Annotated in this window: 12 protein-coding genes; 2 read left to right on the top strand and 10 right to left on the bottom strand. The window is 66.9% G+C overall.

Features of this window, described 5'->3' with window-relative positions; translation table 11 throughout:
- Positions 1–13 precede the first annotated feature (13 nt).
- The 5 genes from AN401_RS03225 to AN401_RS03205 all read right to left on the bottom strand — a co-directional run bounded on the left by AN401_RS03225 (position 14) and on the right by AN401_RS03205 (position 6,473).
- Complete coding sequence (locus AN401_RS03225; protein WP_096778527.1) at positions 14–1,468, bottom strand: glycoside hydrolase family 32 protein; 1,455 nt, start codon at positions 1,466–1,468, stop codon at positions 14–16.
- A gap of 11 nt (positions 1,469–1,479) precedes the next feature.
- Positions 1,480–2,382, bottom strand: a complete 903-nt coding sequence (locus AN401_RS03220; protein ID WP_096778526.1) for a carbohydrate ABC transporter permease — start codon at positions 2,380–2,382, stop codon at positions 1,480–1,482.
- A 2-nt stretch (positions 2,383–2,384) separates the two neighbouring features.
- A complete protein-coding gene (locus AN401_RS03215) occupies positions 2,385–3,503 on the bottom strand; it encodes a carbohydrate ABC transporter permease (RefSeq protein ID WP_094039122.1) in 1,119 nt (372 codons plus the stop codon).
- A 52-nt stretch (positions 3,504–3,555) separates the two neighbouring features.
- The gene (locus AN401_RS03210) at positions 3,556–4,812 is read right to left on the bottom strand and encodes an ABC transporter substrate-binding protein (RefSeq protein ID WP_096778525.1); all 1,257 of its coding nucleotides are present in this window, start codon (positions 4,810–4,812) and stop codon (positions 3,556–3,558) included.
- A gap of 278 nt (positions 4,813–5,090) precedes the next feature.
- Positions 5,091–6,473, bottom strand: coding sequence for an MATE family efflux transporter (locus tag AN401_RS03205; protein ID WP_096778524.1), 1,383 nt, complete (start codon positions 6,471–6,473; stop codon positions 5,091–5,093).
- 190 nt (positions 6,474–6,663) lie between these two features.
- On the opposite strand from AN401_RS03205, the gene AN401_RS03200 reads away from it, so the two are divergent.
- Entirely contained in the window at positions 6,664–7,539 is an 876-nt protein-coding gene (locus AN401_RS03200; RefSeq protein ID WP_096778523.1) for a helix-turn-helix transcriptional regulator, read from the top strand.
- A 182-nt stretch (positions 7,540–7,721) separates the two neighbouring features.
- Positions 7,722–8,474, top strand: coding sequence for a 3-oxoacyl-ACP reductase FabG (gene fabG, locus AN401_RS03195; RefSeq protein WP_096778522.1), 753 nt, complete (start codon positions 7,722–7,724; stop codon positions 8,472–8,474).
- Positions 8,475–8,477: 3 nt separating this feature from the next.
- On the opposite strand, the gene AN401_RS03190 is transcribed toward fabG, so the two are convergent.
- Genes AN401_RS03190 through AN401_RS03170 form a run of 5 tightly spaced genes read right to left on the bottom strand, consistent with a single transcriptional unit; the run spans position 8,478 to position 12,558 of the window.
- On the bottom strand, positions 8,478–9,956 hold the full coding sequence (locus tag AN401_RS03190) for a PhnE/PtxC family ABC transporter permease (RefSeq protein WP_232513373.1): 1,479 nt from the start codon (positions 9,954–9,956) through the stop codon (positions 8,478–8,480).
- The gene (locus tag AN401_RS03185; RefSeq protein ID WP_094039296.1) at positions 9,956–10,627 is read right to left on the bottom strand and encodes an ATP-binding cassette domain-containing protein; all 672 of its coding nucleotides are present in this window, start codon (positions 10,625–10,627) and stop codon (positions 9,956–9,958) included. Before AN401_RS03185 ends, AN401_RS03190 begins: the two co-directional genes overlap by 1 nt.
- Positions 10,627–11,505, bottom strand: coding sequence for a putative selenate ABC transporter substrate-binding protein (locus tag AN401_RS03180; RefSeq protein WP_232513372.1), 879 nt, complete (start codon positions 11,503–11,505; stop codon positions 10,627–10,629). The genes AN401_RS03185 and AN401_RS03180 overlap by 1 nt, the downstream gene beginning before the upstream one ends.
- A 56-nt stretch (positions 11,506–11,561) precedes the next feature.
- Positions 11,562–11,891 (bottom strand): branched-chain amino acid transporter permease, encoded by a 330-nt coding sequence (locus tag AN401_RS03175; RefSeq protein ID WP_096778521.1) that lies wholly within the window; start codon positions 11,889–11,891, stop codon positions 11,562–11,564.
- On the bottom strand, positions 11,884–12,558 hold the full coding sequence (locus tag AN401_RS03170; RefSeq protein ID WP_094039294.1) for an AzlC family ABC transporter permease: 675 nt from the start codon (positions 12,556–12,558) through the stop codon (positions 11,884–11,886). Before AN401_RS03170 ends, AN401_RS03175 begins: the two co-directional genes overlap by 8 nt.
- Positions 12,559–12,568 lie beyond the last annotated feature (10 nt).

Here is a 12,568-nt window from a genome sequence, read left to right as displayed (position 1 = left end):
TCGCGTCCTCCGCTTATGCGCTTCGGCTCAGGCCGAGCCAGTGTCCCTGCTCCAGCACCAGGCTGCCCCGTTCCACCGCCAGCCGGCAGCGGCGGGGGCTGTCGCCGAACAGCAGTTGGGTCATGCCGTAGCGGCCGTCGTCCAGCAGCAGCTCCGCCGAGCAGCGATCCAGCAGCAGGTCCAGGCTGAGCGGGCGCGGGGCGCCCAGATCCAGCTCGTAGTCGTGGGGGTAGTGCTCGTCGAATTCCGCCACCCCGATCCGGCCCCGGCGCCGGCTGCGCAGGCCCAGGCGGCCGTCCCGGCGGAACAGGATAAAGTCCGCCTCCCCGGTGGGGCTGATGCGCAGCTCGCTGCCTTCCGCCAGCTCAAGCGCCAGCTGCAGCCGGGCCGCCTCGGGCCAGTCGGCGGCCAGCAGTTCGCCGGCGCCAACCTCACCGCAGGCCAGCACCCGCTCCGGCCGCTCGAAGGCCTCCAGCTCGGCCACGAAGGCCCGGTGCAGGCGCAGCCCCTGGTCGGTGGCCTTCAGGGTCAGGGTCTGGGGCAGGCTCATGGCCGAGCGCCAGTTCGCGGTGGGGGTCTGGTTGGCGTAGGGCCAGCAGCTCATCCAGCCCAGCACCAGGCGGCGGCCGTCCTCGGCCGGCACATCGGCCCAGGTCTGGCTGGCGTAATAGTCGCGGCCGTAGTCCAGCCACAGCACGGTGTCGGCCGTATTGTCGTTGACGAAGCGCTCGCCGTCGAAGCGGCCCACAAAATACTGGGTGCCGGAGCCGGGTACATAGGCCTGGCGCTGGATGCCGACGATCAGGATCCAGCGGCTCTCGTCACTGCCCGCCACCGGGATCTCGAACAGATCCGGGCATTCCCAGGCCAGGTGATCGTGGGCGCCCTCCCCTTCGCCGAACTCGGAGCAGAAGCGCCAGTCAAGGCCGTCCGCGGAACGGTAGATGCCCACCTTCTGGCCCAGGGTCACCACCATGATCCAGTGCTGGCTGGGCTCGTGCCAGAACACCTTGGGATCGCGAAAATCCTGCAACCCCGGGTTGGGCAGCACCGGGTTGCCGGCATAGCGCTGCCAGCGGCGGCCGCCGTCGATGCTGTAGGCCAGCCCCTGGGACTGGGGAAAGTCCCGGTCACCCTCGCTCTTCTCGGCGGCGATGGTGTAGTAGGCCAGCAGCCCCCCTTCGGGCCCCACCAGGCCGGTGCGGTTGGCGGCATCGGCGGTGGCGGTACCGGAGAAACACATGCCCGCGGCGTCCGGCGCCAGGGCGATGGGCAGGTGCTCCCAGCTCAGCAGATCCCGGCTCACCGCGTGGCCCCAGTGCATGGGTCCCCAGACGGTGTCCATGGGATGGTACTGGTAGCAGAGGTGGAATTCGCCCCTGTGATACACCAGGCCATTGGGGTCGTTCATCCAGCCGAAAGGCGGGGTGAAGTGGAACAGCGGACGGTAGGGGTCCTGCTTGGTCATCTCGATTCTCCTTATCCTTTAACGCCGGCGCTGGCCATGCTGCGGACGAACCGCTTCTGGAACGCCAGGAACACAATCAATACCGGGACCGTCACCATGCTGGCGTAGGCCATGATTTCGCCCCACTCGGTGGTGGTGCCGAAGAACTGCTGGATGCCCGGCTGCAGCGGCCGGGCGGCCTCGCCCTGCACCACCATGATGGGCCAGAGGTACTGGTTCCACATGTGCAGGAACTGCAGTATGGCCACGGTGGCGAACACCGGCCAGGACATGGGCACTATCACCTTCCAGTAGATCTGCCAGGGGCTGGCGCCGTCGATGGCCGCCGCCTCGTCGAAGTCTTTCGGGATGTCCCGGAAGAACTGGTAGAACAGGAAGATGGAGAAGGCATTGGCCACCATCGGCAGTATCTGCACCTGCAGGCTGTTGAGCCAGGAGCCGTGCAGCACGAACTGGCCGTTTTCCCAGCCGATCCAGGGCAGGTGCGCCACCAGCATCAGCAGCGGCACCGAGATGGCCTCGAAGGGGATGATCAGCAGCGCTATCACCAGGGTCAGCATCAGCTGCTGCCCCTTCCAACGCAGCCGGCTCAGGGCGAAGGCGGCCAGGCTGTTGACCAGCAGGCCCAGCACCACCGTGGTGCCGGTGATGATCACCGAATTGAGGAACATGGTCTCGATGGCGCTCTTGCGGAACACCGCCCGGTATTTGTCGAGGGAGACCTCCCCCACCGGCAGCAGGGCGCGGATCGAGTAGAGATCGGAGAAGATCTGCTGCTGGGGCTTGAACGAGGAGATCACCATGAACAGCAGCGGAAACAGGAACACATAGGCCAGCAGCACCAGCACGGCATAGGTCAGGATCCGCTTGTAGATGAAGTTGGGATCGACCATGGAGGACGAAGAGGCGCTCATGCTTATTTCTCCCGCTTGTCGAAGTAGTATTTCTGGCCCAGGGCGATGGCCAGGATCACCAGGAAGTAGATCACGCTGATGGTGGCGCCGTAGCCGATGTCCTGCTCGCGGAACCCCTTGCGCACCGCGTGGTACATCACGGTACTGGTGGAGTCGGCGGGCCCGCCGGCGGTCATCACGTCGACCTGGGTGAACAGGCCGAAGGCGGCGATGGTGGTGGAGATCACCACGAAGATGGTGGTGTTGCGCAGCCCCGGCAGGGTGATGTACCAGAACTTCTGCCAGCCGTTGGCACCGTCGAGGGAGGCCGCCTCGTACAGATCCTCGGGGATATTCTGCAGGCCGGCGAGGAAGATCAGCATCTGGTAGCCGGCCCCCTGCCAGGCCGACATAACGACGATGGCCGGCATCGACCAGGCCGGGCTGCCCAGCCAGTCGATGTCCCCGATCAGGCCGAAGGACAGGGTCTTCAGGAATTCGTTAATCAGGCCGGTGTCCTTGTGGTAGAGGAAGGTCCAGACGATGGACACCACCACCATGGAGGTCACCACGGGCGCGAAATAGGCGGTGCGGAAGAAATTGGTCCCCCTCAGCCCCAGGTTGACCAAGAGCGCCAGCAGCAGGGCGGCGCCGCACTGCAGGGGGATCACCATAAAGGCGAACTTCAGGGTGTTGCCGAAGGACTTGATAAACAGCGGATCCTTGGCCAGCAGCACCAGCCGCGACTCGTTGAAGGTGAAGGTCGCCAGTTCGCTGTAGTCCCGGTAGTCCGGGTTGGCGCGGAGCAGGGTGCGCAGCCGCTCGAACTCGGGCGCGCCGTCGGCGGCCCGCAGAATAGCGCCCGCCTCGTCGCGCCGGGCATCCTGGGTCAGCCAGGTCACCGCCAGCAGCCGGTCGTAGTTGCGCAGGCCCACCATCTCGGTGGCGTTGGGCGACAGCAGCCGCTGGTTGGTGAACGACAGCACTATCGCCATCACGAAGGGCACCAGGATGAAGAGCGCCAGCCCGAAGAAGGCGGGGCTGCCCAGCAGCCAGCCGTAGAAGCGCTGCCGCCGGGCCAGGGTGTCCTTGGGGCGGGCGGCCGTCGCCGCCGGCTGCCGCAGGGTTTGGGAGGGCATCATGTCGTGTCCTGTGAACGGGAGCCGGGGCCCGCACCGGGCGGGCCCATGGGGGTTACTGGAAACCGTAACCGTTGTTGTCGCGGATGTTGCGCTCGATCACCGCCACCGCCGCGTCCAGGGAATCCAGCACGTCCCGTCCGTCGAGGATGTCGTTGACCGCCTTCTCGAAGCTGCTGCTGATCACCGGGTAGGCCGGGGTCTCGGGGCGGATGCGGGCGAAGCGCTCGGAATAGTCGTAGAACATGCGCCGGCTGCCCCCTTCCCGGTAGTGCTCGGTCAGGGCCGCCGCCGCCGCCGAGGTGGGGATCAGGCTGGTGGCGTCGGCCATGGCCGCGATCTCCTCGGGCTGCAGCAGGAAGCTGACGAAACGGGCGGCGCCTTCCTTGTCCGGGCAGCTGCTGCTGATGCCCCAGTGCCAGGAACCGCTGCCGATCACCGGACCCTGGCCCAGATCCAGGGTCGGCATCACCACCAGATCGTCCCCCAGCAATTCGCTGTATTCGCCCACCGCCCAGGAGCCGTTGTAGTGGATGGCCACCCGGCCGCGCAGGAAGCCCTTGTCGTCGGCGGCGCGGCGGTCGATATAGCCCTTGGTCACCAGGGATCTCATCCACTCGCCCCAGGCCTCGGCGGCCTCGCCGTTGAGCTCGCCCTCGGACGCCAGGTAGCTGGCGCGATCGATCTGGTCGCCACCGAAGCTCTGCAGGAAGGGGGCGAAGCCGTAGGAGGCCCATTCACCGCTCCAGCTGGTGTTGATGTCGAAGGGATAGAAGAAGTCCCCCGAGGCCTTGAGCCTGGCCAGGATCTGGTCGAACTCCTCGCGGCTGTAGGGCTGCTCCAGGGTGGCCTTGCGGATGCCGTGCTTGTCGAGGGTGCTCTGGCGGGTGAACAGCGACAGGGCCACGTCGTACTGGCCCACCGAATACACCTTGCCCTGGTAGCTGCCCTTGCCGGTGGACGCGATCTGGTCCAGTAGGGCCTGATCCAGCAGCCCCTCCAGGGGCGCCAGGTTGCCGGCCCAGGCGAAGTTGGGCACCACCGGCTGGTCCATGTCCAGCACGCAGGGCAGGCGCCCGGCCAGGGCCGCAGCGTTGATGGTTTCGGTATAGGCGCCCTCGGGGATCAGCTCCACCACTACACGGTAGTCGTTCTGGCTGTCGTTGAAGCGGGCGATGGCCGCCTGGGAGGCGGCGATCTCGTGCTCGTTGGTGTCGTGGCGCCAGGCGCGGATTTCCACCGGCTGGGCCAGGGCCTGGGCGGACAGGCCGGTGAGCAGGGTAGCAAGCAGGGTACGGGAAAAAGTGCGCATTGTTCATCCTTGTAACAAGGCAGCCGGGGCTGCATCACTGACGGGGAACTTGAGGACAAGTTCGGGTTCGATGAACAAACTAGCGCAAGCTAAAACGGTTTAGCAATCAACTAAACCACAAATGCATCATTTCTGTGAGCAAGGTTGCAAAATCGTTTCAGCCACTCTGTGATCCAGGCTGCAAATGCATCCGGACCGCCCCCGGCGGCCGGCAAAAAGCTAATCCCTTGCTAAACAAAAGGGGAGGCTTTCGCCTCCCCTCTTCCGCCTGTTGCGCTTTAGGCCGCGGGCTCGGCCACCGCCGTTGGCCGCTCCTCCGGCTCGGTCAGGTTTGCCAGCCAGTAGCCCTTGCGGATCCGCCAGTACACTCCCAGCGCCTTGACCACCTCCTCGCTCAGCACCATGGCGTACACCCACACGAAGGGCAGCTCCCAGAAAAAGGCCGCCAGCCAGGTCAGCGGCAGGCCGATGATCCACATGGCCACCATGTCCATGCCCAGGCAAAAGCGGCTGTCGCCGCCGGAGCGCAATATGCCCTGGATGGCGGTCATGTTGAACACCTTGACCCAGAAGCCCAGGCACATCACCACCATCGCCAGCTGGGTCTGGTAGGCGGTGTCGGCGTCCGGCATCTGCATCCAGCCCAGCAGCAGCGGCGAGGCCGCCAGCAGCATGAGCCCCAGCAGCAGGGAGCCCAGCGGCGCTATCCACAGGAAGCGGTGCGCCAGCCAGCGGGCCTCGGCAAACTGATCCCGTCCCAGGCGCTGGCCGATCATGATGCCGCAGGCGCTGACCAGGCCGAAGAAAAAGGCGTGGTACATGCCTTCTATCGGCGCCAGCAGGCTCATCACCGCCAGCGGCACCGTGCCCAGGCGGCCGGCGATCAGGTGATAGCCGAGCGAGCCGGCCGACCACAGGGTAAAGTTGGCCACCAGCGGCCAGGTCAGGGCAATGAAATTCCCCGGCAGCCGGGTGCCGCGCAGTGCGCGCCAGGTGGCGCCCTTCAGGCGCAGCTCCGGTCGCTGCTGCTGCTCCCAGAGGATCCAGCCGAACTGGAACAGCCGGGCCAGCACGGTGGCGATGGCCGCCCCGGTCACCCCCAGGGCCGGCAGCCCCAGGCCGCCGTTGATCAGCCAGTAGTTGAGCGCGATGTTGAGCAGTATGGCCACCGCCGCGTACTTGAGCGGCCAGTCGGCGCGACCGATGGAACGCATGGCCGACTCGTAGACGATGATGCCTTGGGTGGTGAACAGGGTCAGGCCGATCAGGGTGAGATATACGGTGCCCAGCTCGACCACGTTGGGATCGCTGCTGCCCAGGCGGATCAGCGGCCCGGACCAGCCCAGCAGCCAGAGGGTAAAGGGCAGCATCACCAGGGTGCCCAGCAGCAGCGCGCAGGCCAGGGTCTGGCGCACCTTGTCGCGCCGGCCGGCGCCGAAATACTGGGCCACCATGATGGAGCAGCCGGTGCCGATGGCCGCCATCACCAGGATCAGCACGAAGTTGAGCTTGGCCGACAGCCCCACCGCCGCCACCGCCTCGTTGCCCAGGTGGCTGACCATCAGCACGTCGGCCATGCCCAGCGCCGCCACCAGCGCCGACTGCACCGCCACCGGCAGCGCCAGGCTCATCACCTGCCGCCAGAATTGTCGATAACCCATAATGCCCCCCGCCGGGTCGGCCCCGCCACGGCGGCAACGGCTGTCCCCGGAATGCTCCGGTAATGTGAAAAAAGATGGATAGTGAAACAAGCGGCCTGCTACCGGGGCCGAAAATGGCCGGGGCACAGGCTGGAGAAGTAGTTATTATGGGGATATTCTAGTGGGCGCATGAAAAACAGGCTATGTACATATGAATCAACAACCTGTGAATTTGAATCATGATGAGTTCCAGGACCTGCTCGTGCTGGGGCCCGAGTGCCGGGAGCGCTTCCTGATCACCGAGGAAGTGCCGGAGATGCAGGACTACGATCTGCACCTGGGCGGGGTCAGCGTACTCCAGGGCCGGTACCAGGTCGGCCAGAAGACGCCGGATCTGCACACCCTGCTGTTCACCACCGCCGGCCGGGGCCGGCTGTCGCTGCCGGGCAGGCAACTGGCGATACCGCCCGGCAGCGTCACCCTGCTGCCGGCGGGCCGCCCCTTCCTGTTCGAGCTGGACGGCGACGACTGGCACATGGCCTGGCTGCTGCTGCGCGACAGCGGCACCTGGGCCCGGCTGCGGGAGCACGACAGCGACGTGTTCCAGCATGATCAGGTCTGGGCCCTGGCGCCGCTGATGGACAGCCTCTACCATCAGAGCCGCACCCCGCGCCGGCGGCCACTGCTGACCCTGGTGCACGAGCTGCTTACCGAGATCCTGTCGCAGCAGGGCGGCTTCAGCCGGCTGGAGATGGCGGTGCGCCAGTTGTTCGCCCGGCTCGAAGCCCAGCTGCACCAGAAATGGAGCCAGGCCGCCCTGGCGGAAGAGGTGCACTGCTCGGTGCCCCACCTCAACCGGGTCTGCCGCAAGCTTTACGGCCAGAGCCCCATGCACCGGCTGGCCCGGCTCCGGCTGCAGCGGGCGCGGGAGCTGCTGGCCCACAGCAACTGGCAGATAAGCCAGGTCGCCCAGCGGGTCGGCTACCCGGACGCCTTCAACTTCAGCCACTGGTTCCGCCACCAGACCGGTGTCTCCCCCTCCCGTTACCGGGCCCAGGCCCGCGCCCATGAGCCCGCCAGGCGCTAGCCAGCCTTAACACTGCATCGCAAAATAAAAACCCAAGTTATTATGTTAATTCTGTATAAACCGCAGTTAAACAAAGATTAATTTAGACATTCATAACAATGCATCGCAAAAATTAGGCTAAAATAGGCCCTATGGTCCAACCACTGGGGCGGGCCATCAACCCACGATAAAGGAAAACGACCATGAACCAGCCTAACGAAGACATGAACGGCAAGATCTGCGTGGTGACCGGCGCCGCCCGGGGCCTGGGCCGGGCCATCAGCGAAACCCTGGCCCGAGCCGGCGCCACCCGAGTCTATGCCTGCGATATCAACCTGACCCCGGCCCTGGGCTGGATGGAAGACTACCCCAACGTAACCGGCACCACCCTGGACGTGTGCGATCCGGCCGCCCTGACCGAGCTGAGCGGCCGCATCCTGGCCGAGCACGGCCGGGTGGACGTGCTGGTGAACAACGCCGGCATCACCCGCGACGCCCTGCTCGACAAGATGACCGAAGCGGACTGGGATCTGGTGCTCAACGTCAACCTCAAGGGCGTGTTCATGATGACCCAGGCCATGCTGCCGCTGATGCGGGTGCAGAACAAAGGCAGCATCGTCAGCATCTCCTCCATCGTCGGCACCGACGGCAACATCGGCCAGAGCAACTACGGCGCCAGCAAGGGCGGCGTGATCGCCATGACCAAGGGCTGGGCCAAGGAATTCGCCCGCGGCGGCGCCCAGATCCGCGCCAACTGCATCGCCCCCGGCTTTATCAACACCGAGATGACCCAGGCGGTGCCGGAGAAGGTACTGGACAAGATGCGTTCCCGCATCCCCCTGGGCGAGCTGGGCGAACCCAGGGACATCGCCGAGGGCGTGCTGTTCCTGGCGAGCGAGCGCTCACGCTATATCACCGGCCAGGTGCTGAAAATCGACGGCGGCCTGGTGCTTTAATCCTCACAACACCTCCGCCCGGCTGCTCAGGTGCAGCCGGCGGCGCAGGCGCCGGGCCAGGGCATCCACCAGGATATTGAGTCCGGCGCACACCAGCAGCAGCGCCATGGCCCGGTCGAAGCGGAACTCGCTGAACGCCGAATCGATAAAAAAGCCCAGGGTGGGAATGCCCAGCATGCCCAGTATCGCCGTTTCCCGGATCAGGTTCTCGAACCGGTACAGGCTGTAGGCCATAAAGGCCCGGTACAGCCGGGGCAGCACCTCGAACAGGTAAAGATTCACTCCGCGGGGAGCGTCCTCCCGCAGCACCAGGCCATTGAGATGATGCCCCAGCAGGTGGGCGATGATGGCGCCGTTGTGCAGGCCGAGCGCCAGCATGGCCGGCAACATGCCCGGGCCGAGCAGCAGCATGCCGATAAAGGCCAGCAGGTATTCGGGCAGGGAGCGCATCAGCACCAGCCACCAGTGGCTGAGGGTACGGCTGGCCGGGTTGCCGAAGCGGCGCGAGATGGCCGGGAACCAGGCCAGCGCCAGCAGCGCGGTGACCACCAGCGCCAGCAGCGCCAGCACCAGGGTGTTGAACAGCCCGGGCGCCATCTGCCCCCGCCACAGCGCCCCCAGCCAGGGCCAGAGCCCGGCCCAGTCGCCGACCCGCAGCGGGGCGGGCACGATGTCCTGGGTGAAAAAGCGCGCCATCAGCGCCCAGTCCAGCCCGGCCAGCGGCGGCAGCCAGAGCAGCGCCGCCAGCAGGTAGAGCGGCACCAGCCGGGGCCGGAGCCACCACTTGATAGTGGCGATGATCAGCACCAGGGCGTAGAAGAAGCTCGCCGCCTCGTCGTAGTAGCCCTGGCGCAGCAGGGATTCCAGGTGATAACCCAGGGTCGGCAGGCCGATAAAGCCCAGCACCGCCGAGCTGCGGATACCGCACTCCAGCCGGTAGCCGGTGTAGGTGGCCATCTGCCGCCAGCACAGGGGCAACTGGATGAACAGCAGCCGGGACAGGCCGCCGATGCCCGGTGCAAGCGCCTGCTCCGGCGCCGGATCCGCCTCTTCGAACAGCTCGCCGTAGATCTTGGCGAAGGTGCCGGCGTAGGGCAGCGCGATGGCCAGCACCCCGGCCGGCGCCGTGAGCCCCAGCAACTGGATGAACAGCAGCGCCCAGAACAGCTCGTGCACCGCCCGCAGGGCCGCCGCCAGCCGGCGCACCCAGGGCAGGCGGTAGCCCGCCGCCAGCCCCAGCCCCAGCACCGCGCCCAGGGCCACCCCCTGCAGGGCGAAGGCCAGGGTGTTGGCGAGGGCGGACAGCAGGGTCCCCGCCTCGGGCGGGGCCGGCAGCAGCAGGCCGGCGCCCAGGCGGGAAAGCTCGTGCCAGGGGTCGAGGGCGGTGACGGACAGATCGGCCCAGGGCAGGCACAACAGCGCCAGCAGCAGGAACAGCAGGCTGCTGTGCACCATGGCCCGGGCCGGCTGCGGCTGGGCCATCAGCGGCTCCGGTACAGGGTGCGCAGCTGGTCCGGGGTCAGCGCCTGGCTGGCCGCGTCCAGCACCACCCGCCCCTGGCGCAGGCCGACGATGCGGGTGCAGTGAGTGAGCGCCTGCTCCACATTGTGTAGCGCCAGCACCACGGTGCGGTGGCGGGCACAGACCAGCCGCAGCAGCTCGTCGGCCTGGCGCTCGTCCAGCGCCGACACCGGCTCGTCGCCGATAAAGATGGGCTTTTGCTGGTACAGGGCCCGGCCCAGGCCGACCCGGCCCTGCTGGCCGCCGGAGAGCCGTTCGGCGGCGGTCCACAGCTGGCCGGCCAGCCCCAGTTGGCTGGCCAGCTCGGTGATCTCGGCCCGGGGCCGGGCCAGGGGCCGCACCAGGTTGGCCAGGTTGTACCAGAAGGGATGGCGCTCGAGCCGCCCCATGTAGATGTTGTGAAAGGCCGACAGCATGGGCACCAGCCCCGGCTGCTGCGGGCACCAGGCCACCTCATGGGGGCGCAGCTCGCGCAGCCGGCGCAGCAGGGTGCTCTTGCCGGTGCCCGACTCGCCCAGCAGGGCGATCTTGTCCCCTTCCCTCACCTCCAGCGACAACTCGCGCAACACGGGGGTGCCCGCGTAGCCCAGGGTGTCCTGGTGGAAGCGGAACAGGCTGGCGCCCTTGTCCATTACTGCTCGGGATCCATGATGCCGATGGCCACGGCGGTGTCGCGGATGGGGGCGTAGTCGTCGTTGCTCGCCGCGATAAAGCCGGAGCGGGGAAAGGCCGCCAGCAGCTCGGGATCGGTCATCTCCAGCAGCGCCTGCTGCACCTTCTGCTTGAAGCCGGCGCCGAAGCGCGCATCCACGTCGCCGCGGATGCTCCACTGGTAGTCGGGATAGGCCGGCGTGGCCCAGATCACCCCGACCTTGCTCTCGTCGATATTGCCCTTGGCCTTTTCCGCCTCCCACACCGCGTAGTTCACCGCGCCCAGCTCGAAGGCGCCGGACTGCACCAGGCTGATGGTGCGGTTGTGGTCGCCGGAAAAGCCAACCCGGGAGAACAGCCGCTCCGGCGCCTGGCCGAAGTGCTGGCGCAGGTAGAACTCGGGCATCAGCCGGCCGGAGGTGGAGCCCTTGTCGCCGAAGGTGAAGCGCTTGCCGGCAAGGCCGGCGGGTAACTGCTCACTCTCGCCCAGCCCGGTGCTGGCGTGGGCGATGATGTAGCTGACGAACTCGGTGTCCTCCACCCCCTGGGCGATGGCCTCGCTGCCCGGCACCAGCTCGCGGGCCTGCACCCCGGTCAGGCCGCCGAACCAGGCCAGCTGCACCTGATCGTTGCGAAAGGCGCTCACCGCCGCCGGGTAGCTCTTCACCGGAATGTACTGCACCTCCACCTCCAGCTTTTCAGACAGGTAGTCGGCAATCTTGCCGAAGCGCTCGGTCAGGTGGCGCTCGTCCTGATCGGGGATGGCGGTAAACACGAAAGGCGCGGCCTGGGCCAGGGAGCCCAGGCACAGGGTCATCAGGCCCAGCAGGCGGGCACGCAAAGCAGGGGTCATCTTCATGGTCGACTCATCCGGAAAAAGGCAGGAGCCGGATTATAGCCGAAAGCCGGCCGGGATCAGAGCCCCAGCCAGCCGTTCATCAGCGCCATGTACACCAGGGTGCCGGCGAGGATGCTGAGCAGGGCCTGCCGGCGCCACAGCTGCAGCGCCGCCACCAGCGCCACCGCCAGCAGCTGATGGCCGCCGTCGGCGGGCGCGCTCCACTGGTGCACGCCCATGGCATAGAGGGTGAGCAGCACCATCATGGCCACCGGCAGCCGCCGGCCCAGCACCTGGATGCGCCTGTGGTGGGCGATAACCCCCCGCGCCACGAAGGGGAAGGCGCGCAGGCCGAAGGTGACCGCCCCCATGATCAGCGCCGCCAGCAGGTAATCGAGTTCAGACATGGGCCGCCTCCCGCTTCGCTTCCGGCCAGGCCAGCAACACCAGCACCAGCATCAGCGAGGCCGCCAGCAGGAAGTATTCACTGACCCAAGTGCCGGCCACGGCCGCGGCCAACAGCCCCAGGGCCACGGCGCCCCAGTCCTTTTTGGCGCGGATCTGCTCCACCGCCAGCACGGTGAACAGGGCGGTGAGGGCGAAGTCCAGTCCCTGCAGGCCGGGGGGCAGGCCCCGCGCCAGCAGCACCCCGGCCAGGGTGCCCAGCACCCAGTAGCCCTGGTTGAACAGCGTCACCAGCAGGGCGGTCTTGCTGTCCTTCACCTGGCCGGAGGCGCTGAGCAGGGAATAGGTTTCGTCGGTGATGCCGAAGATAAAGTACGGGCGGCCGAGGGCGCCCTTGGGCAACAGGTGATAGAGCGACAGGCCGTAGAACAGGTGGCGGAAATTCACCAGCAACGCCGCCACCGCCAGATCGATCCAGCCGATGCCCGCCGCCAGCATGCCCACCGCCAGGTATTGCAGGGCGCCCGCATAGACCAGCACGCTCATCAGCGGCGCCCAGTACCAGCTCAGGCCCGCATCCACCCACAGCACCCCGAATACCGCCCCCAGGGGCAAATAGCCCATCATCACCGGCAGGGTAAGCGGCACCACGCCGCGCCACGTATCCATGATTCTCGCC

Origin of the sequence: Zobellella denitrificans (assembly GCF_002407485.1) — a bacterium.
GTDB classification, from domain to species: domain Bacteria; phylum Pseudomonadota; class Gammaproteobacteria; order Enterobacterales; family Aeromonadaceae; genus Oceanimonas; species Oceanimonas denitrificans.
This window is presented reverse-complemented; position numbering and strand designations above follow the sequence as displayed.